A 22,351-nucleotide genomic window follows, 5' to 3' on the forward strand; every position below is an offset into this window, starting at 1 on the left:
GGGAAAAGCCCTCCGTGAGGCAGGATTATTCCGGAAAAATTAATAAATATATCAAAAAATGAAAAACAATAAAAATATTAAGATGAAAGGATATAAAATATTATGGCTAAAGTAAGAGATCAACATGTTGGCGTTCTCCAGGGAAAACTTGGACCGCAGGTTTTTAAACTTCTTAGAGGAAACCACTTCGCGGCAAGGCTTCCACGTCTGAGCAGTAAGGAGCCGAAACAGTATGTGTTAAACCAAAGATTGAGATTTGGGCTTACCGCCCGATTTTCTGAAGCTGTACATCAGGTCCCGGGTCTGAATGAGATCTGGGATTTGGCAACACCGAATTCTATGTCACCTTTTAATGGTATTTTCAAGCACAATTATAAGAATGTTATTCCAACTGACGTTCTTGATTCTGCAACGATTGTACCTTTAACGGATGGATTTGGCGTTACAACATCTGATGTCACAATTGACGGAGAGACGGTAACAGTCGCAATCGACCCCATAGGCACGATTACAAGGATTGACACGAATATCGAGAAATTCATAAGACTTGGTTATGTGATTAAATGTACTGATAAGAATGATGACAACTATGACAATATTATGTTTATCTCAGGGTTCTCAAGCAACGTTGTTCTGAACCTTGCAAATCCCCTGAGCTTTACTTCAATTATTTATGACAGCGACAGAGATATTTATTCAAAGTATGACACTCATCTGACGTACCTTGCTTTAATTACTCTGGACGCTGACGATAACCCCATTCATTTTTCGAAAGGCTTTACAACATAACGAACTATGATTGGAAAAGATGAAATAATGATAAAGGTAATGAAGAAAATTCATCAAGAAAATAATCAGCGGTTTATGAACCGAAGAACTGCCAAATCTTTTTGGCGGATGCAATTTGAATCAGTACCGGAAAATTGTTTTGTCTCAATGTTTTTAACAGGGGGGACAGCTGACCCCCTGTTACTAACAAAATGCATTAACTCATCCGTTTGCGGTGAGAAATTACCAAATTCAAAATTTAAAACAAGGAAAATTAAAAATGGCAAGATTTATTAGTCCCTTAGGAATACTTATCGGAGGATGCGGTGATTTTGTTTACAGAAATTTAAACGGTAAGACTGTAGTCTCACATAGACCCGGACCGCAGAAGAAAAGCAATGACCCATTAGTGCTTGCAAGAAGGAATAGATTCAAGCTTGCAAATAAACTAAGCAGTGCGCTCGGTGGTATTCCAGCTGTGAAATGCATCTGGAATCAGTTCGGTATCAATAAACCTATCAGTGCCTTTAATAAAATGATGAAGGTTTTCTATCCGCACATCAGCGTCTGCGATATTCATGAATCATTTCGTATGGGTCCTTCTTTTGGAAATATGTCTGTTGAGTCCCCGCGAATTAAGCTGGTGAAGAATAATCTCTCGGCAGAAGCACTGGTTGTAGATTCTGATTCCCGTCTTGAAAATTTATCTTACGTTCAGATTATAGTGCTGTTGTTTTTTAAGGAGCCGCAGGATAGCTGCCTTAATGAGTATGAAATTGCTGCTCTCGCTTCAAAAGAAACTAAATATGTTGTAAACCAAACGATTAAATTTGATGCAGAGGTAACACCTGATAAAGCAAGATTTATTGAAGTGTATGATAAAAGAAAATTGTTTTATATGTTCGCCGGCTTTGATGATGACCATAACATAATCGGCTATTCAAATACTTTCAGTGATGTGTGAGGTTGCAGAGAGCGGTACAAAATACAGTAGTCAGCGAAATTCCTAAGCCTGATTAGTCCTGCACTAATCAGGCTTAATAAAATAATTCGGCTAAAGCCGGTAATTATTATCATTCATTATCCGTTGGCTAAAGCCAACGGCAATTGTAAAAGGACGAGATCCCCGACTGGAACATTCGGGGAGAAAGCTTGAGTTTCACTAACTCCTGACTCCTAACTCCTAACTCCTGACTCCTGACTCCTAACTCCTAACTCCTGACTCCTGACTCCTAGCTTCTAACTACTAAAAAGTACCTTTTTGCATTGTAAAAACCTGTTATTGACATTATATTCCTTTTTTTATTATAATAGCAAAATTATATATAGATTATGCCTGATATTAAAAAAATTACAGCAAGGGAAGTCCTCGATTCAAGGGGAAATCCTACGGTTGAAGTTGACGTTATTCTTGAAAATGGTACTTTAGGCCGTGCGATTGTTCCTTCGGGCGCTTCCACGGGCGAAAAGGAAGCTGTTGAATTGCGCGACGGCGATAAGAAACGGTTTCTCGGTAAGGGTACTTTAAAAGCTGTTAATAACGTTAATAATGTTATTGCAAAAAAACTTATCGGTTTCGATTCTTTTAAACAAAGAGAACTCGATGAGCTTATTATTAATCTCGATGGTACGGATAATAAAGGCAAGCTCGGTGCCAATGCACTTCTCGGTGTTTCTATGGCTGCTGCAAGAGCTTCCGCTAACTACGCGGGTATGAGCCTTTACAGGTATCTCGGCGGGTTTGATGGGTTTACGCTTCCCGTTCCGATGATGAATATTCTCAACGGCGGAAAGCATGCTGATAATAATGTTGACATTCAGGAGTTCATGATTATTCCCGCAGGATTTGAAAAGTTCTCCGATGCTTTAAGATGCGGCGTTGAAGTCTTTCATTCTCTTAAAAGTGTTCTGCATAAACTCGGCTATAACACCTCGGTCGGAGATGAAGGCGGCTTCGCGCCAAACCTGAAATCAAACCAGGAAGCTCTTGAAGTTATCATTACCGCTATCTCTAACGCTGGTTACGAGCCCGGCAAACAGGTCTTTCTCGCTCTTGATGTCGCTGCAAGTGAAATGTACGTGAAAAGCGAAAAGTATCCTAATAGGTTCGTTTATGAATTCTATAAATCACACATTCCTTCCAAATCCTCAAACGATATGATTAAGCTGTATGCTGAACTCATCAGGAAATATCCTATTATTTCAATTGAGGATGGTCTTTCTGAACACGACTGGAAAGGCTGGAAAAATTTAACTGCAGAGCTTGGAAATAAAATTCAAATCGTCGGCGACGATATTTTCGTTACCAACCCGAAGATTCTTGCCGAAGGAATTAAAAAGCATATCGCTAATTCAATTCTTATTAAAGTTAATCAAATCGGAACTCTGACTGAAACTTTCGATTGTATCAATCTCGCTAAAGCTAACGGTTATGCTAATGTAATCAGCCACAGAAGCGGAGAGACGGAAGATTCATCCATTGCCGATATTGCTGTTGCTCTGAATTTAGGTCAGATTAAAACTGGTTCCGCTTCTCGTACCGACAGAATCGCTAAGTATAATCAGCTTCTTAGAATTGAAGAGGAACTCGGTTCAAAGGCTTATTTCCCCGGTAAAAAAGTATTTAATAAATTAAAGTAATTATAGATGAAATTATCCCAGTTCAAATTTACTTTTCCGAAAACCATGATTGCGAAGAGCCCTAAGACTCCTCGCGATATGTGTAAACTAATGGTTATCGACAAGGAAACACGCGAGATTAAATCACAAAAATTCAAAAATGTTATCGACTACATGAATGAAGGCGATGTTCTCGTGTTGAATGACAGTAAGGTCTTTCCTGCCCGTCTGTATGGCAACAAGGAAAAGACTAAGGCGAAGATTGAAGTCTTTCTGCTTAGACAGCTTTCTGAATCAGAAAATATATGGGATGTTGTTGTTGACCCCGCAAGAAAAGTTCGTATTGGTAATAGAATTTTTCTGAATAAGAATGTCTTTTGTGAAGTTATCGATAATACAACTTCCCGGGGTAGAATAGTTCGTTTTAACGTTAAAGAAGATTTCAAGAAAATTATCGATAAGCTGGGTAAAACTCCGCTGCCTTATTATATTAAGAGAGAGCCGACTGAAAAGGATAGGGAATTGTATCAGACTGTTTATGCTAAGAATGTCGGATCGGTCGCTGCTCCCGCAGCAGGATTGCATTTCACGAAAGAACTTCTGAAGAAAATTGAGAAAAAAGGTGTCAAAATAGCGTACATCACTCTGCATCTCGGTCTTGGAATGTTTAGACTTGTAGAAGTCGAAGACCTTTCAAAGCACAGAATGGATTCGGAGTATTATGAAATTACTCCGGAGTATAGCGACATGATTAATCAGGCAATCAATAAACGCAAAAAAGTTATCGCCGTTGGTACTTCAGTTTGCCGTGCCCTTGAATCGAGCGTTATTACAGGTTCTTTTGTGAGACCAACAAAAGGTTGGACTGACAGGTTTATTCATCCGCCTAACTCTATGAGTATTGTTGATAAACTTATTACCAATTTTCATCTCCCGCAAAGCACTATGCTTATGCTCGCATGCACTATTGCTGAACGCGATGACGTGATGAAAGCTTACAAGAAAGCAATCAAAGAGCATTACAAGTTCCTTGCTTACGGCGACGCAATGATGGTTGTATAAAACATGTATTAAAATTTAGTATTTCACGCTGATGAATTTTTATCTGATAATTCCTGCTTCGGGCACAGGAAACAGGTTCGGCTTGAAGACTCCGAAGCAGTTTTATAAAACAAAAGGCAAAGAAATTATTGTTCATACTTTAAGTAGATTTAATTCCGTTAAGGATATTAAATCTATTTTTATTTCAACAAAGAAAGAATACGTAAATAAAATTTATTTTCTTGCGGATAAGTATAAACTTCATAAAGTTCGTAACGTTGTTATCGGTGGGAAATTGCGGCAGGATTCAGTTTATAATGCACTTTCGAGTATTAATGCTGTTAAAGGCGACAGGATTATCATTCATGATGCTGTAAGACCTTATTTCTCGTTAAAACTCTTAAAACAGCTGATGAATGAATCTATTAAATTCGATTGCGTTATTCCGGCTTTGCAGATAACTGATACTATTAAATTATCCGACAGTAAAAATTATGTTGTATGCACTATACCGCGAAAAAATCTCTGGAGCGTACAGACTCCTCAGATATTCGAGTACAGCAAACTCGTAAATGCTTTTAAACTCGCAAAGATGGAAAAATTCATCGGTACTGATGAAGCGTCTCTCATGGAATTTGCCGGTTATAAAGTTAGAATAGTAGAAGGTGAAAAATCAAACATTAAGATTACTACCAGAAAGGATTTAATAATATGAAACCAGTTGTAATCTCAACATGGAAACATGGCATCGCTGCTAATGAAGCTGCTTATGACCTTATGGCAGGAGGTGAAAACTCGCTCGATGCTGTTGAGGCTGGTGTTAAGGTTGCCGAAGACGACCCTGAAGTCTTAAGCGTCGGTTACGGTGGTCTGCCCGATGCTGACGGTCGCGTTACTCTCGACGCGGCTATAATGGACTGGAAAGCTCGTGTCGGTTCTGTCATTTGTGTCGAGAACATTAAGAATCCGATTAAACTTGCAAGGCTCGTCCTCGAAAATACCGAACACACTATCCTTGCCGGTGACGGTGCTTATGACTATGCCATTAAAAACGGGTTTAAACCGCAAAGCCTCCTTACTGAAAATTCTTTAAGGCGTTATAAAGATTGGAAAAAATCGAACTCCACTAAACCCGAAGAAATACATACCGATGATTTTGTTAAGCCTTGGCAAAAAGAAAATAATTTGGATATTAACGCCGACGGCAATCACGATACTATAGGCATGGTAGCTGTTGACGCTGATTCACACGTTTCTGCTTCTTGCACTACAAGCGGTATGGCGTGGAAACTCCACGGCAGAGTCGGTGATTCTCCCGTTATAGGCGCAGGTCTATATGTTGACGGTGAAATCGGAGGGGCTGCGTCAACAGGTCGCGGGGAAGAATGTATCCGTGCCTGCGGCAGTTTTCTTATCGTTGAGATGATGAGGCTCGGATTATCTCCGAAAGAAGCTTGCAGAGTCGCATGCGAGAGGGTTTTTAAACTTAATCTTCTTTCAAGCAAAAACAGAGACCATCTTTATCAGGTTGGATTTATTGCGTTAAATAAACAAGGCGAGTATGGTGCATTCAGTATCAGAAAAGGATTCCAGTATGCAGTTTATAAAAATGGAAAGAATAATTTGTTTGACAGTGAATATTTAGTAAATGAAGATTACATTATAGAAGATTTATAATTATATCAGATGGATAGATATTTAATTCTTAAAAACGGTATTGTGCTGACTTTCGATAAGGAAGACAATGTAGGCTATTATAATATCGTCATTAAGAATAATGTTATCCATCAGGTAGACTATTACAATGAGCTTGCTTCCGACAGGAATATCTACACAAAGTATCCCGGGGTAAATATCATAGATGCCAAGGATAAAATAATTATACCTGCTTTCATAAACTCTAACATCAATTCTTCTTTCGCACTCAGCAGTGTATTCTTCGAACGTCTTAACTACGATAAACTTGCTGAGAACCTGTCGCTTGCAATTCTTGAAAAACATTTTACAAGTCAGGAGTTTAAGATTGATTTAAAGAATCTTTTGACTTTCAGCTACTACAGAGCACTTTCAAACGGGGAACTGTTCCTTAATGAAACCTCGAATTATTTATCAAAGGATTTTCTGCAGGAGTACCACAAGCATAATTTTCTTATAGTTCAGGATATTATTTTTACTTCCTTCAGCGAAGCATTTAGCAGGTATCTTTCAGAAATTAAAAAGTTTCATTCAATCGGTATCAGGGATGAATCGGATATTAACAATTATACCCTTAGTTCTGCAGCTAAAGCCGTTAAAGACGGTAAAAGCAAGATATTTTTTGAAGTGTTGCAGAAATCAACCGGACAGGATAATATAAGAAGAACTTTTTCTAAGTCTATCTTCAAAGTTCTTGGTGAGAATGAATTCCTCGATAGAAGAGTTATTTTTTCTAATCCGATTAACATTCAAAAGGATGAACTCGATTATCTGTCTGACAAACAGCTCAATGCAGTCCTATGCCCGAGCGATATTCTTAAACTTGGTGAAAAGAGAATTGAGTCTCTTGACCTGACTAAATACGGTATAAATGTAAGTTTAGGTACGGGATTGCTCGGGAAATCGGTTCTTGCCGAAATGAAACTGTTTTCTCATCTTGTTAAAAAAGGAACCTTGTCTTACAGGCAGATACTAAAGATGGCAATTGTTAATCCTGCAAAGATGTTCGAGGTCTTCGAAACTCATGGCAGTATTGAGAAGAATAAAGTTGCCAACATAATCCTTTTTGACGTTTCGGATTTAAGAAACTATCTTATTACTCCGGATATAAACTCTGAAAAGGTTTCAGAACACATTGTGGAAAATCTTGACGCAAAAGATATCAGCGATATAATCGTTAAAGGTAATGTAATTAGAAGGGATTACAAGAGTAAGCTCTTCGATACGGATACAATGAAGAAGACTACATCAGAACTGATTAAGAAAATAGTCGAAACGGGCAAGTACTATGAGTTCAAGGAAAAGTACCTTATGAGAAAAAGAATTGATGACCTCGCCACAGGCATTAAAGAAGAACGTAAGCTTATTATTACTACAGGTGCAGATAGTGATGAACGTAAGATTACTGAAAATCCTATCATTTCAGATAGTGAATTCAGAGTAATAGGAGTAAGAAAGGACGTTAATCCCATTAGGTCATCTGATGATGATTATACAGATTCCAAAAATGATTACAGTGTCAAAGAAATAAAAGATATAAGTGATGGAATAGAATTCTTCGATGATGTAGAGCTTAATGAGAATGATAATCCTCTGAAAGAAATAAAGAAATCAGAGCCTACAAAGAAAGTTTTCTTTGATGATTTAGGGGGAAATATAAAAATTACTAAACCAAATGAAAAGAAAGAGTCCGAAAAAGAAGATTCAAAAATCATAACGTCCACTCCGAAGGAAAGTACAAACAAATCTGTTACTTTCAAAAAAGGTAAAATTCGATTTGGTTTCTCAGACGAGGATAAGAAATAACCCTTATTTCTTACCCTATCTTTCCCGCGTGCAATAAATTAAGTCAGTAATGCGTTTTATAATAATCAGTATTATTAGTAATCAATCAGTTCTTTCTTTAAAAATTGTGCTGTATAGGAAACCTTTATATGCTTCTTAACAATTTCCTCCGGAGTTCCTTCTGCAACAATCTGTCCTCCGGCATCACCTCCCTCAGGACCAAGGTCAATAATCCAGTCAGCAGATTTGATTACATCCATATTATGTTCTATTACAACTACTGTATTCCCTTTATTAACGAGTTTATTAAGCACATCAAGCAGCATATTAATATCTTCAAAATGTAGTCCTGTCGTTGGCTCGTCAAGTATATAAAATGTTCTACCGGTCTGTATTTTTGCGAGTTCAGTGGCAAGTTTTACTCTCTGTGCCTCCCCGCCCGATAATGTTGTTGCCTGCTGTCCGAGTCGTATGTATCCAAGACCTACATCATACAGGGTTTTTAGTTTGCGTTTAAGAGAAGGGAAAGCTTCAAAGAAATTTACTGCTTCCTCTACAGTCATATCAAGTACGTCTGCTATTGATTTCCCTTTGTATAAAATGCTCAAAGTCTCTGAATTGTATCTGTGCCCCTTGCAGGTATCGCATGTAACATAAACGTCTGGAAGGAAATTCATTTCAATCTTTTTCAGACCACCTCCTTCACATTCTTCGCATCTTCCGCTTTTAACATTAAATGAAAATCTTCCTACTTTATAACCTCTTATTTTTGACTCAGGTAATGAAGTGTATATATCCCTTATGTGCGTAAACAGTCCGGTATATGTGGCAGGATTGCTTCTCGGAGTCCTGCCGATAGGGGATTGGTCTATCTCGATTATCTTGTCAACATATTTAATGTATCTTCCCTTTATCGTCGCAGATACACCATCAATCGATGCATAAGGAAGAGGATTTTCAGCTCCTTTCATGAGCTTCTTATTTAATATCTTGTACAAAGTATCATTTATAAGAGTGGATTTACCTGAGCCGCTTACTCCTGTTATGCATATGAATTTTCCAAGTGGTACTTTTAGCGTTATGTTCTTCAGATTATTACCCGTCGCACCTTTAAGAGTTAAGTGCAGTCCGTTTCCATTGCGTCTTTTAGCAGGAACAGGAATATGCTTCTTACCGTTTATATAATCAGCAGTAATAGAATTACCGGTTAGTTCCTTCGGATTTCCCTTTGCAACTACCTTACCGCCGTGCTCTCCAGCTTTGGGTCCAAGGTCAACAAGAAAATCCGCCGACTCAATCATTTCTCTGTCATGCTCTACAACAATAACTGAATTACCAATATCACGCAAATGTTTCAGTGAATTTATCAGTCTTAAATTATCTCGTTGATGCAGACCAATCGAAGGTTCATCGAGTATATACAATACTCCCGTTAGCTGCGAACCTATTTGAGTAGCTAATCTTATTCTTTGAGCTTCACCGCCCGACAAAGTTTTTGCACTTCTATTTAGTGTAAGATAATCAAGTCCCACATTCAGAAGAAATCTTAGCCTCTCTTGAATCTCTTTTAAGATCGGTGCTGCAAGTATGTTTTTGTTATTATCAAACTTTAGGTTACAAAGATATTCGTAAGCCGATAATATTGACATCTTTGTAATATCATGTATGTTCTTATCATCAATCTTTACCCATAAAGCATCTTCCTTTAACCTCCCTCCTTTGCAAGAGTTACATACTGTGACGCTCATAAAACTTTCAGACCAGTTCTTAATATGCTGCGATGTTGTATCGCTCGAAAGCTGGTCTATATACTTGACAATACCGGTAAACTTATGTGAGTAATTTGATATTCTTCCGGCAGCATTCGTGTATGTAAAATTTATCTTCTCTGAACTTCCGAATAATATAGTGTCTAATAGTACTTTAGAATAATCTTTAATTGGTGTATCAGGTGTGCTATGGAAATTCTCAAGCAGTCCGTATACCATGGAAGAAATCCATGTCTTTTTGGGTAAGCCTATCGGAGCTATTCCGCCTTGAGAAAAAGATAAGTTCTTATCTGGAATTATTAAATTCTCATCAATCCTTCTTTTTTCTCCGTGTCCGTAACATTCCTTGCACCAGCCGTATGGTGAATTAAAAGAGAATGAATTAGGCGCTGGTTCAGAAAAACTTCTTCCTGTAACAGGGTCAGATAGCTTTTCGTTGAAAAGCTTATCGCTTTTACCATTGTTGATTATTACTACTCCATCTCCGTACCTCAAAGCCAGTTCAAGAGAATCATATATTCTCATTCTCGATTTCTCTGCTACTGTAACTCTGTCAATTACAACCTCAATATCGTGAATCTTAAACCTGTCAAGGCTCATTCCCTCTGTTATTTCCTTCAGCTCGCCGTCAGTTCTAACTTTAGTGTAGCCATCAGAAAGAATTTCACTGAAGAGTTCTCTGTAATGTCCTTTGCGACCTTTTACTACAGGACTTAAAATATTTATATTCTTTCCGAAGAATTCCTTTAGTACAATCTTGAATATCTGATCAAGGGATTGTCTTACAACTTCCTTTCCAGTATCTGGAGAGTACTGGGTTCCGCATCTTGCAAAAAGAAGTCTCAGGAAGTCGTATATTTCGGTGACTGTTCCGACAGTCGAGCGCGGATTGTGAGAGATAGTTTTCTGTTCAATTGAGATTGATGGCGATAGCCCTTCTATTTTGTCAACGTCTGGCCTCTCTATATTTCCTATAAATTGCCTCGCATAAGATGAGAGTGTTTCCATAAATCGTCTTTGCCCTTCTGCATAAATAGTGTCAAAAGCAAGCGATGATTTACCCGAACCGGATAATCCTGTGAATACTACCAGACTGTTTCTTGGAATATCCACGTCGATATTCCTAAGGTTGTGTACCCTTGCTCCTCTAACCGATATTTTATCTAAATATGAAATATTATACTTTGAAGTTTAGAAATATTATCTTTAATGTTTGAAACTTGAAAAGTACTGCTTTTGAATTGTTCATTCAATTCAATTATTTATGAAAATGAAGAGATGATATTAAGGGTCAGTAACCAAGCTTTGTTTTTGTAACAAATCAGTCAAATATGACTGTCAAGGGCAGTTCAAGATGGCTTTAATATTATTAATCCCCTGCGAAACCTGGGTCCTGAATAAAACATTACTTCAGATCCAAAGGGCTTAAATATATAATAAACTAATAATCAATAAACTCCACAGGGTTTAAATACGAATTATCCCTTGTGAAGCTGGGGTTTTAATAGTAATAGCATAAACCCCGATGTGGTTGAAAATAAACTATTTCTTCGGATATGTTAATTCTTTTCCGTTAATATTTACGGTAAAATAATATTCAATCTCATCTTTTTCAGCAGTTCCCTTGTATTCATTAGATACGAATTCATACACCCCCGAGTAATTATCTTTTTCAATCTGATGCACCAGTGTCATATCAACCGATTTAAACTTCTTACTTTTCGGAGTCCTGTAATTGAATTTAACGGATGATGGTTGTGTGAAATCATTCGAAGCAAATCCTATCCTGACAATTTTTTTGTTATTCCTTTCAGTAATAGTTTCTTTTCCCCATACTGCACCGAAATAAAGCATTGCTTTGTATGCATTAATCAATCCCCAACCAATTACATTGTTAGGTGTAGAGCTGTTGTTTGCAGTATTCCTCAATGCCTCTCTAACCTGCATTGCTGTTAGTTCCGGATGTGCAGAAAGAATCAAAGCGCATACACCTGCCGTTATAGGAGTTGAGAAAGATGTACCGTTCGAATAATCATAATTATTTCCCTCTCCCATTCTTGCAACATAAACAGTCGCACCTGGAGCAACTATGTCCGGTTTTATCCGTCCGTCACTTGTCGGTCCGTTTGAGCTGAAGGTCGTAACATTCCCTTGCTTGTCTACCGCACCAATCCCTATTACTGAATCACCATCAGATGCCGAACCTAAAGAAGGTGGGTCGGTCTGGTAATAATTACCGGTTGCGTTGCAGACTACCACACCGTAATGTGCAGCAAGATCTCCTGCAATCGTGATGATTGAAGTTTTCCCGTCAAAGTCCGCGTAAGTGTATGAATTATCCAGAAAAGGTTTGTCAAATGCTTTGTAAACAAGCGAACTTGTAATAACGTCGGCGCCGAGTGCTTCAGCCCATTCCGCTGCTTCAAGCCAGAAGTCCTCTTCCATAGGTGTTTCTGAAGATACGTATTCAGTCTTTGCAAGTATATAATCTGAATTGAACGCGGGACCTATAAGCTTTCCTTCCTTGAAACCTGCAAGCGAAGACAGAGTTGCTGTTCCGTGTCCCCCCTGAGATTCCGAATCAGTATATTTCTGATTCTTTTCTCTTGCTGTGTTTTTGTCCTTATTAATAAAATCAAACTCATCAAGAACATTCAAGCCCATCAGCGCTTCATGAGTCTTCCATTCAAAACCGTCGTCAAAGCTTGCAACCATTACTCCGCTGCCCGTTATTCCAAGATTGTGAACCGCAGGTACATTTACGAGCATCATCTGATTAAACGATTTTCCGTAATCATATACATTCATCGAATCATGTTCCGTAATACTTTCATAATAAGTTTTAAGAAAAACGGGAGAGGTGCTTTCAAAACCTTGTTTGTAAAGCTTCTTAACAGCAAATATTTGGTTAACAAATTCAAGTTTCTTCAGAGATTCGAGCTGTGATTGTGTCAGGTAAGCACTTACGCCGTTGAACCATCTCGATTTAGCAATAACATCAATTTTCATGTTCATAATTTTGTCAATGTATTTATTTGAAACAGGCAGGTCTGCAAACCCAATCAATTCTTCTTTTCTCAGTACTTTCAAACGTCGATTAATGGCTTTCTCAGTAAGTAACTCTAAACCTGCTTTATACTCAAATGAGTTATACTTAATCACATCTTCTTGTTTTATCCCGTCTTTATCCGAAAAGATAATCCAGTATTTTGTGTTTGCGCTGTCATTAGCGGCTAAAGCCAGCGAAGCAATGCTAATAAAGACTAATAACAAACAGAGTTTTATTTTTTCCATATTAATCTATTTTATTTCTTTAACAAAATGTTTAACAAAAAAAGGTTACTTAACTATTGTTAGGTAACCTCCATAATAATTTATATTAATTTTTAACCCTGATAATTTTCAAGATAATGTGCAACACGCATTATAAACCTGCCGCCGAGGGCACCATCTATCAAACGATGGTCAAACGAAAGTGTTAAGTATACCATCGGTTTTATTACAACAAAATCTCCGTCGGGTGTTTCCAATACTGCTGGTCTCTTCTTAATTGCACCAACTCCCATTATTGCGACTTGCGGTTGATTTATTACCATAGTTCCTATAATGTTACCGAATACACCGTAATTTGATATTGTAAACGTACCTCCCTGAATCTCATCAAGCGTCAGTTTCTTTACACGTGCTCTTTTTCCGAGGTCATTGACACTTCTTGAAATGCCTACGAGATTCATTCCGTCAGCATTCTTTATAACCGGAACTATAAGTCCTCCATTTTCCATCGCTACTGCCATACCGAGATTAATCTTGCTCCTGGTTATTGCTTTAAACGGTTTTGATGAATCATCAATTATAGAATTTATCAGAGGAAAATCTTTTAATGCTTTTATTACTGCTTCTGCTATAAACGGCATGTATGTCAGTTTGAATCCTTCATTCGCTTCAAACTCTGCCGCCATTTTCTTTCTTGCTTTCTCAACGTTTGTAAGGTCAACCTCTGCAATGGCGTTTACGTGCGGTGATATGGCAACTGATTCAACCATATGCTCAGCCATTTTTTGTCTAATATTATCAAACTCAAGTACGGATAAACCTTCTTCGTTATAATTAATTTCCTGTTTTGGAAATTCTTTCTTTACAGGTGCTGCGGTTGCTTTTACGGGAACCGCTGTTTCGGTCTTTAAAGAAGGTGCTGTTCCTCTTTTTGAAATATATTCTAATATATCTTTCTTTGTTACTCTACCTTGCAAACCAGTGCCTTTTATCGATGAAAGTTCTGATGATCCTACCCCTTCTTTCTTCGCTATGTTTAGAACAAGTGGTGAATAAAACCCTCCTTCAGCTTTTATTTCCTCCTCTTTCAAAACTGGTGTTAATTTAACCTCATCTTTTGCAGGTACAGAAGTTTCCTTAATTGTTTCCTCTTTTTTTAACTCTTCATTTGATGTTTGCTTCGGAGTTACGCTTGCGCTTGAGTCAGTTTCCAGTTTAGCTAAAACATTGCCTACTTCAACTGTATCATTTTCTTTATAAAGCAATTCTGCTAAAATTCCTGATTCAGGTGAGGGGACTTCTGTATCGACTTTATCCGTAGAAATTTCGAGTAAAGGTTCATCTCTTTCAACCTTATCGCCCGGCTGTTTAAGCCATTTAAGTATAGTGCCTTCCATTATTGACTCACCCATTTTGGGCATAATAATATCAACTAACATGTAAAGATTATCTCCTGAATATTTGTTTTATAATATAATTAGAACAAAATACTTCCTAAAAAATTCAGCTACACCACTATGTCAAACAATGAGCTGATTGACTCATCCTTATTTGTTCTGATTATAGCTTCTGCGAAGATTGACGCTACAGACTTCACTTCAATTTTCACCGATGTTTGTTTCAGAGGGATTGTATCAGTAACGTAGAGTTTCTTGAGCGGTGAATCTTCTATCCTTTTCATCGCTTCTCCCGAAAGAATTGCATGCGTGCAGGCACCATAAATTTCCAAAGCACCTTTTTCCTTTACCGCGTTCACAGCATTAACAAACGTTCCTGCAGTATCAATAAGGTCGTCAATAACAAGTACGTTTTTATCTTTTACCTCTCCTATTATATTCATAATTTCCGCGACGTTTTGTTTCGGTCTCCTTTTATCTATGAGAATTAGGTCTGCATGAAGTCTTTTTGCATAAGCTCTCGCCATTTTAATACTTCCTACGTCGGGTGAGCATACTGCGAGGTTCTGGATGTTTAAATCGTAAAAGTGTTTCAGGAATACCGCCGACCCGTAAAGGTGATCAACGGGCATATCAAAGAATCCCTGGATCTGTGACGCGTGAAGGTCCATAGTTATGACCCTGTCCGCCCCAGCTTTTTCGATTAGGTTAGATATTAGCTTTGCAGTTATTGAGACTCTCGGCTGGTCTTTCCTGTCCTGACGGGCATATCCGAAATAGGGAATAACGGCATTCACTCTCAATGCCGATGAACGCTTTGCAGCGTCTATCATTATAAGAAGTTCCATTATGTTATCAGACGGGGGATTGGTGGATTGTATAATGAAAACATCCCTCCCGCGTATATTCTCATTATACCGCATCCAGATTTCACCGTCAGAAAAGTGTTTTATCTCTCTGTTGCCAGGAATCACATTGAGAAGATTTGCTATTTTCTCTCCAAGATTCAGAGAGTTTGTACCGGTAAATATTTTTAAGTCAGACATTTTATGAAGAATAATTAAGTAGTCAAAAATATTAATAAAGTTATATTAAATCAACTTCATAAAGTTAATATATTTTTATCATTAAATCCTATACTACATTCCCTTAAATCTATATCATCAATGAGAATCAAAATCCAATCAGAAAAATCAGAGTGCCAATCTCAACTTTTAGTGCTTTTGCGTAATGTCTGATTCCGAGTCTCTGCTCCACTGTTACATAAGATCTTTTCTCTTCATAGCGCTCTAATAGTCCTCCCTTAGTCCTCCCCGGTTATATCGTTTTTTCACGGTATCAAATCTTTTCTTAGGTACTATTGTGTTCTGGTGGTAAATTGTTTCTTTACTTATAAAAACTCTTAATGGCATTGCATACCTCAATTACCTGCTCCATCTTCAGCTCAGGAAAACACGGTAAATTAATTCCTCTTATAGCAATTCCTTCTGCAACTCTGAACTTCTGATACGTGTGAGTAAACATCGGCATAGTATGGGCAGGATAAAAAGTAGGTCGTGTCTCAATACCGTTCTCTGAAAGGAAGTTCCGCAAAGCCTCCCTTACTTTGACGCTTTCTACCAGTATGGAAAACATCCAGTATGAGTGTACGGTCTCTTTCTGTTCTTTATGCCATGTTAAAGGAAGCCCCTTAAGGTTTTCTGCGTATAATTCTGCTATCACTCTTTTCTTCTTAATAATCTCATCTGCATTTTCAATCTGTGCAAGTCCAATAGCGGCACAGATGTTTGTCATTCTATAATTATATCCTATTACGTCATGCCAGTATTCCCTTACGCTCGATACTCCATGCATTTTTAGGTGGTAAGCTTTGTCATAAAGGTAGTAATCGTTCGATACAAGCATTCCGCCTTCTCCTGTTGTAATTGTTTTATTACCGTAAAAACTGAAAGCTGCTATGTTTCCGAAAGTACCGGCGTATTTTCCTTTATACCGGGACCCAAACGCTTCCGCACAGTCTTCGATTACGAATAGATTGTTCTCATCTGCAATTTTCATTATCTCATCCATGTCGCACATTTGACCGTAAAGATGAACAACCATTATTGCTTTTGTCTTCGGATTGATTTTCTTCTTAACATCTTCAGGGTCAAGCTGCCATGTTTCCTCAATTGAATCAACGAATACAGGGGTAGCTCCCGTATAAACAATAGCACTCACAGATGCTATGTACGTAAACGTAGGAACAATAACCTCGTCACCGGCAGTTATTCCGAGCGTTTCAAGCGCAAGGTGAAGTGCAGTCGTTCCGTTTGAAACTGATGCAGCGTATTTAGCCCCGATGTATTCGCAAAATTTGTCCTCAAACTCATGAATGAATTTCCCCTTTGATGAAATCCATGTGGAATCAAGACACTCATTCACGTACTTTTTTTCATTCCCCGATAAAACCGGAATGTACAATGGAATTCTGAAACCCATAATATTTACTTTTTAAAATTATTAATTGTTTCGACTATCTTCTTAAGGTCAATCATGTCAATACACTCAAGATTGTAAGGACATACACGTTTCCAGCAAGGCGAACATTCCAGTTCTTTAGGATACAGTTTCACTCCGTAATCATAAAGTTCTATCTCAGCCTGGCATGATAAACCGAACCATGCTATTATGTACTTCTGAAGTGCTATTGCAAGGTGCATACCGAAACTGTCCCCCGAAACAACAATATCCGGTATAGACATATAACAGGCTCCTCTGCGGATTCCCTCAGTTGAAGGTGTGTTAATAATCCTCTTTTGTTCCGCACTCGAAAATGTATCGAATATCTGATTATTACGAATAGTATCCTCTCGACCGCCGAGAAGCATTACTACGATATTTTTATTCTTCAGTAAGTTCTTTATAATATTTACATGCTGTTCAACAGTCATTTTCTTGTTTGGAAAAAGCTCAGAGCATCCCGTGTTGAATCCCGCGTAAACTTTCTTTTTATCGTACTTTATTGACTTTTTATATGCGGCAACATATTCTTTTTCTTCCGGGTTAAATTCAAAAACGTATCTATCTCTTTCGTACTTCAGCTCAAACACTTCATGTATAATCTCAACTCCCGTTTTGGTATTTTCCCTGAACTTCTTCTTGTCATCAATTCCGAGAATGTAACTATACATTGCAGCATCATTGGCCGGAACAATCTTGCCGTCTTCATTGAGGAGGAATCCGAGTTTCTTTTTTGCTTTCGTCTCATTTGCGAAAGCGCAAGCATACAGGGATTTATCCGCATTCATAACTGTATCGTATTCTATATTTCGTGATATCATTCTGCTTTCATCATCCCAGAGAAAAAGCTTGTCTATGAATTTATTGTTGGAAAGAATCTTCTCCGCATTAGGCATTGTCATCCAGTGTATAGTGCTGACCGGAAACTTCCTTTTAATCGCATGCAGCAAAGGTGTGTTATCCAGTACGTTTCCGAGTGCATCGAGAGAAATAATCAGTATTTTCTTCCCCATAGCATTTGCGGTATCATCAGCGCAACCTTGTTCGATGCAGTTATAGTAAGGCTTACAGGGTTTGTAGCCCGAAAAGTTTTTGCACTTTGGTATTCTTAAATCTTTGTATTTCATTCTTATAGTATAATATGGTTTAAAACTTCATCAGTAGAAAGACCGTTTTCAATACCGCATATTTCTTTGTCACGGCTGCAGTTAGCGTCGCAGTATTCCTTTGATACTTCAAGGTTTATGGATTTTTTGTTTATCACTCCCCATATCTTAACACAGCTCATATCACGCTTGCAGTGAATCCCTATACATTTCCTATCGAGTGCATCCGCTAAATGAATGGGACCAGTGGATGAACATATCATTAAATCTGTTGCAGATATTATTTTTATGAGCTTTCGCAAATTGTCTATGTCGTCTGATACGTCGTATATCCTTCTGTCTTTAAGGGATTGCACCTTATTTTTAAACTCATTTGTCATTTCGAATGCCGTGAGCAGTAAAGCGAATTTTTTATCGGGATACTTCTTGAGTAACTTTTGTATTAGCCTGAAGTATTTCTCCTCGCTCCAATTCGGTGCGGAATTTCTCGAGCCTGTATGAAGTATGATTTTGTATGTGCTGTTTTCAATTCCTTTTGAATTAAGATAATCGCTTATTTCTGCTTTTTCTACATCAGACAAAAAAATTTCTGGTTGATAGTTATCAGTATTAACACCCGTCTTTCTCGCGAGGTCCATGCAGTAATCTGCCTCATGGCGAAGAGGTTTGTAATTATTTCGTGAGACGCTTTCCATAAGAGTGATTATCTCATAAAATATCCTCCCGACGCCAATTTTTTTCTTAATACCGCCGAAGAACAATTGATATGCGGCACGCTCAGTCGGTAGAATCAACAGACCGTAATCAAACTTATACTTCCTTATTTGTTTCACAACGTCCCAGAATGAATCCTTCGAAAGGTCATCTGTAATTCTCGCATCAACATACGGATTGTTATCGAATATAACTGAGGTATTTGGCTGCGTAAGAGTTGCAACGAAAGCATCGGGATATGCCTTCTTTATCTCTCTCGGGATTGCGGTCGTCATTACTACATCTCCAACTCTATCTGTTCTTACTATTAAATATCTTCTTGACATCTATTTATGCGGAATCAAAATTTTATTCTTATTAAGAAGTTCTTCAAACTTCGAAAGAATAAGCGGTTTCGAAAGTTCAGTCATGCATACATTACCGATATTGCAATCGAGCAGGTTGCAGTGCAAACATTCAAGTTTTGTGTTTTGTACGGTAACATTCCTATCACCGTAAGGACCCTGCAGGTCCGGATTAGTAGGACCGTAAATCCCGAGAACAGGCACCTCGACCGCACCTGCCAGATGCAGAGGTCCCGAGTCATTACCTATTAGTACCTTGCATTTCTTGATGATGGCAGCAAGATATCTGATTGGACTTTCAGGTATTATGTAAACATTTCCATCTGTATTTAACTTAATTTCCCTTGCTTCTATAAGCTCCTGCTTTGTACCCCAGAGTATTATAAACTTAACATTATATTTTGTTGATATAAGTTTTATTAGCTCAATGTAATCATTTATCTTGTAGCGTTTCGATTCCCATCCGCCCGTTATCGCAATCCCTATAAGAAACTCATTTCTTAAGTCGTTATCGGATAATAATTTATCAGCAAACTCCTCATGAACAATGTTTACTGATAGATTGAGCTTTTTGGAAACGATGGGTATGTTTGCATTAATTAGCGCATCCAGATTGAAGTCTGTGTTATGGACTAAACCCCCGCGTCCTTTCCCTTTTATATTGTACGCATAATTTCTTCCACGGAATTTAAAACCTACTCTGTATTTAGCTCCCGTGACATAAGTGAGGAAAGCCGTTCGCGGATTGCAGTACAGGTCAATCACAAGGTTGTACTCTTTGTTCCTTATATGCCTTATCAGGTCGTAGGATTTATCAATTTTTGAGTCGTAGGTCAAAACGCGGTCGATGTATTGATTATCCATAAGCACATCACGGTTCCTTATCAGAGTCAGATAATCAATCTTAGAATCGGGAAAGTATGCCCGCAGGTTTGGCAAAACGGGTGTTGACATAAGCACGTCTCCGATTCCGCCGAATTTTATCACAAGCAACCTTCTTATTTCATCTTTGTTAATCTTCAAATCAAATTTTCTCTAATATTATAAAATTGTTTTTCGCTGCGGCTTTCAGCCCTGAATTTCCGGATAAGTTTTTTTGCTTAAAGCTGCAAAGATGATGAACCATACACTCATAACAAAGAGGTCTTACAGCCCTGCATACGTTCCTTCCGAACCGTATAAGGTTAGTATGAAAGTTTACTTTTAATTTATCAGGAACTATTGGTTTCGCCGCATCGAAAGTTTCCCCGGGAGTTTTCGTATCAACAAGACCAATTCTGTTCAAAACCCTGTGTACATGGGTATCTACGGGGAATACGTTTCTCCCCATTCCGAACGCGAGTAAGCAAGAAGCTGTCTTCTTACCTATACCCTTATGCTTTAAAAGTTCTTCATAAACCTCGTCGTCTGATAGTTTCCTTAAATGGTTCAGCGTCAGACTACCGTGCTCATTCATTATGTTCTTAAGCATTTCCTTGATCTGCACTGCCTTCGTGTTTGCAAGTCCGCAAACCTTTATTGCATTCTTTATTCTTGAAAGGGGAGCCGTCATAACATTCTCCCAACTGCCGAACTCATCCTTCAGATTTCTGAAAGCGATGTAAGATGTTTTATCCGTTGTATTCTGAGAAAGCTTCGTTGCAATTAAAACGTCCATCAGATTCGGTTTCGGCTTGGATACCTTTCTCTTACCTCCGAAATGTTCCTCAAGTATGTCTATTACCTTATATAATCTTTTAACTTGCAATTTTATTTCAGTATTTTATTCATAATTACGTTTACAATTCTACCTGCCGTCTTTCCGTCGTAATATTTCAGTTTTTTTGTTCTCTTAAATTTTCCTGAAAATATTTTCTTAAGCTCATTCAGAATGAGCTTACTGTCGCTTCCACAGAGAACATTTGAGCCATGCTTAATCGTAATAGGTCTTTCTGTATTTGCTCGCAGCGTCAGGCAGGGGATATTCAAGAAAGAAGTTTCTTCCTGTATTCCACCCGAATCGGTGATAACAAACCTTGCAGAATTAATCAGAGCAAGAAAATCAATATATCCTATCGGTTGTGTAATTACGAGGTTGCGTATCGCTTCAAGCTTTACGTAAAGCCCGAATTTTTCAACCATCTTCAGTGTGCGAGGATGAACAGGAAACACGACATCAGTATCGGGACTTAATCTGTTAATATCCTTTAAGATGTTAAGTATTTTAATAAAGTTTTTCTTCGAGTCAACATTTGACGGTCTGTGCAGCGTCACAAGAGCGTAATTCTTTTTCGTAAGGCAGAGCTCATCATGTATCTTTGATTTCTTCGCATCCATAAGATAACCAGTCAAAGAATCAATCATGATATTTCCCACAAAGAAAACACTGCGTGAATCAGCTCCGCTTTTCTTCAGGTTCAGCATACCGTCTTCTTCAGGAACAAACAGATAATTTGAAATCGAGTCCGTAACAATCCTGTTAATCTCTTCGGGCATCGTTCTGTCAAAGCTACGCAGCCCAGCTTCCACGTGTGCAACGGGAACGGAATTTCCATTCTGAAGAATTTTAGAGCATACGATTGAGGCTGCAAGAGTGGAATTCACATCACCGTAAACAAGAACCAAATCGGGTTTTTCATTCATCACAATCTTCTCAAACTTCACCATCGTTTCCGCCGTCTGCTCTGCATGAGAACCCGAACCCACACCAAGATTTATATGCGGTTTCGGAAGTCCAAGTTGTTTAAAAAATATATCCGAAAGATGTTTATCATAATGCTGTCCCGTATGCACAATCTTATGAATAACTCTTTTCTTATGCTTCATTAACTCCTTATGCAGGGGTGCCATCTTCATAAAATTAGGTCTTGCTCCCACCACCGATATTATTTTCTTCACCATTCTCCTCTCAATTAATTTCAATTGTCTTACGTTATTTTTATTTTACTACAAAACTATAAATTTAGCTAAATCGAACAGCATATAAAACGAAAAACATATAAAATGTATATCTCTAACCTGCTCAGTCACTTCACAATATTATATAAAAAACAAAAAGAACAAACAGGGACAAAGTGACAAATTTGTCACTATAAAATAACAATCTTTTTTAGACTATCTTAAGGTAAGTTAGAGGCAAGTTAGGGGTTAGTTATGACTTTTATTGAAGTGACGAATTTGTCACTACCTAACTACAACACTTCCTCACCCGATCAATCGTCGCAGGTCACCTTTCTTTTTTCATGGATTTTCAAGGTGCTTTTGCATTGGCTCTTTTCATAAAATTCAACATCCCATTTTCTTACTAACACTTATATTCCGACTTCTATACTTCTCCCTCCCGGTTTCGGTTTTTAGTT

The 22,351-nt window shown here is 38.0% G+C and carries 17 protein-coding genes; 7 read left to right on the plus strand and 10 right to left on the minus strand.

What is annotated here, in order from left to right; all coding sequences use genetic code 11:
• The first annotated feature begins 102 nt into the window (after positions 1-102).
• The 7 genes from WC644_09335 (at position 103) to WC644_09365 (ending at position 7,929) form a co-directional block, all read left to right on the plus strand.
• Positions 103-789, plus strand: coding sequence for a hypothetical protein (locus WC644_09335; protein ID MFA5012137.1), 687 nt, complete (start codon positions 103-105; stop codon positions 787-789).
• 259 nt (positions 790-1,048) lie between these two features.
• Positions 1,049-1,732, plus strand: a complete 684-nt coding sequence (locus WC644_09340) for a hypothetical protein (GenBank protein ID MFA5012138.1) — start codon at positions 1,049-1,051, stop codon at positions 1,730-1,732.
• Between the two features lie 368 nt (positions 1,733-2,100).
• Positions 2,101-3,408, plus strand: a complete 1,308-nt coding sequence (gene eno / locus WC644_09345; protein MFA5012139.1) for a phosphopyruvate hydratase — start codon at positions 2,101-2,103, stop codon at positions 3,406-3,408.
• A 6-nt stretch (positions 3,409-3,414) separates the two neighbouring features.
• On the plus strand, positions 3,415-4,449 hold the full coding sequence (queA, locus tag WC644_09350; GenBank protein MFA5012140.1) for a tRNA preQ1(34) S-adenosylmethionine ribosyltransferase-isomerase QueA: 1,035 nt from the start codon (positions 3,415-3,417) through the stop codon (positions 4,447-4,449).
• A gap of 31 nt (positions 4,450-4,480) precedes the next feature.
• Complete coding sequence (ispD, locus tag WC644_09355; protein MFA5012141.1) at positions 4,481-5,143, plus strand: 2-C-methyl-D-erythritol 4-phosphate cytidylyltransferase; 663 nt, start codon at positions 4,481-4,483, stop codon at positions 5,141-5,143.
• Positions 5,140-6,105, plus strand: coding sequence for a N(4)-(beta-N-acetylglucosaminyl)-L-asparaginase (locus WC644_09360; GenBank protein ID MFA5012142.1), 966 nt, complete (start codon positions 5,140-5,142; stop codon positions 6,103-6,105). Before ispD ends, WC644_09360 begins: the two co-directional genes overlap by 4 nt.
• 9 nt (positions 6,106-6,114) lie before the next feature.
• On the plus strand, positions 6,115-7,929 hold the full coding sequence (locus tag WC644_09365; protein MFA5012143.1) for an amidohydrolase family protein: 1,815 nt from the start codon (positions 6,115-6,117) through the stop codon (positions 7,927-7,929).
• 74 nt (positions 7,930-8,003) lie between these two features.
• Here the strand turns inward: WC644_09365 and uvrA are convergent, their stop codons facing one another.
• The 10 genes from uvrA to wecB all read right to left on the minus strand — a co-directional run bounded on the left by uvrA (position 8,004) and on the right by wecB (position 21,914).
• Positions 8,004-10,853 (minus strand): excinuclease ABC subunit UvrA, encoded by a 2,850-nt coding sequence (gene uvrA / locus WC644_09370; GenBank protein ID MFA5012144.1) that lies wholly within the window; start codon positions 10,851-10,853, stop codon positions 8,004-8,006.
• Between the two features lie 366 nt (positions 10,854-11,219).
• The gene (locus WC644_09375) at positions 11,220-12,971 is read right to left on the minus strand and encodes a S8 family serine peptidase (protein ID MFA5012145.1); all 1,752 of its coding nucleotides are present in this window, start codon (positions 12,969-12,971) and stop codon (positions 11,220-11,222) included.
• A 92-nt stretch (positions 12,972-13,063) separates the two neighbouring features.
• On the minus strand, positions 13,064-14,389 hold the full coding sequence (locus WC644_09380; protein ID MFA5012146.1) for a dihydrolipoamide acetyltransferase family protein: 1,326 nt from the start codon (positions 14,387-14,389) through the stop codon (positions 13,064-13,066).
• 68 nt (positions 14,390-14,457) lie between these two features.
• A complete protein-coding gene (locus WC644_09385; GenBank protein MFA5012147.1) occupies positions 14,458-15,393 on the minus strand; it encodes a ribose-phosphate pyrophosphokinase in 936 nt (311 codons plus the stop codon).
• Between the two features lie 340 nt (positions 15,394-15,733).
• Complete coding sequence (locus WC644_09390) at positions 15,734-16,828, minus strand: DegT/DnrJ/EryC1/StrS family aminotransferase (protein ID MFA5012148.1); 1,095 nt, start codon at positions 16,826-16,828, stop codon at positions 15,734-15,736.
• Positions 16,829-16,833: 5 nt separating this feature from the next.
• Entirely contained in the window at positions 16,834-17,976 is a 1,143-nt protein-coding gene (locus tag WC644_09395) for a glycosyltransferase family 9 protein (GenBank protein MFA5012149.1), read from the minus strand.
• A 2-nt stretch (positions 17,977-17,978) separates the two neighbouring features.
• Positions 17,979-18,995 carry a glycosyltransferase family 9 protein gene (locus WC644_09400; protein MFA5012150.1) on the minus strand — a complete coding sequence of 339 codons (1,017 nt, stop codon included), beginning with the start codon at positions 18,993-18,995 and terminating at the stop codon, positions 17,979-17,981.
• Positions 18,996-20,036, minus strand: coding sequence for a glycosyltransferase family 9 protein (locus tag WC644_09405; protein ID MFA5012151.1), 1,041 nt, complete (start codon positions 20,034-20,036; stop codon positions 18,996-18,998). It lies immediately after the preceding gene.
• A 1-nt stretch (position 20,037) separates the two neighbouring features.
• Entirely contained in the window at positions 20,038-20,760 is a 723-nt protein-coding gene (nth, locus tag WC644_09410; protein ID MFA5012152.1) for an endonuclease III, read from the minus strand.
• A gap of 2 nt (positions 20,761-20,762) precedes the next feature.
• Entirely contained in the window at positions 20,763-21,914 is a 1,152-nt protein-coding gene (gene wecB / locus WC644_09415; GenBank protein MFA5012153.1) for a UDP-N-acetylglucosamine 2-epimerase (non-hydrolyzing), read from the minus strand.
• Positions 21,915-22,351: the final 437 nt, after the last annotated feature.

The sequence above is a fragment of the Ignavibacteria bacterium genome (assembly GCA_041649015.1).
In the GTDB taxonomy this organism is placed as follows: Bacteria; Bacteroidota; Ignavibacteria; order Tepidaquicellales; family Tepidaquicellaceae; genus CAIKZJ01.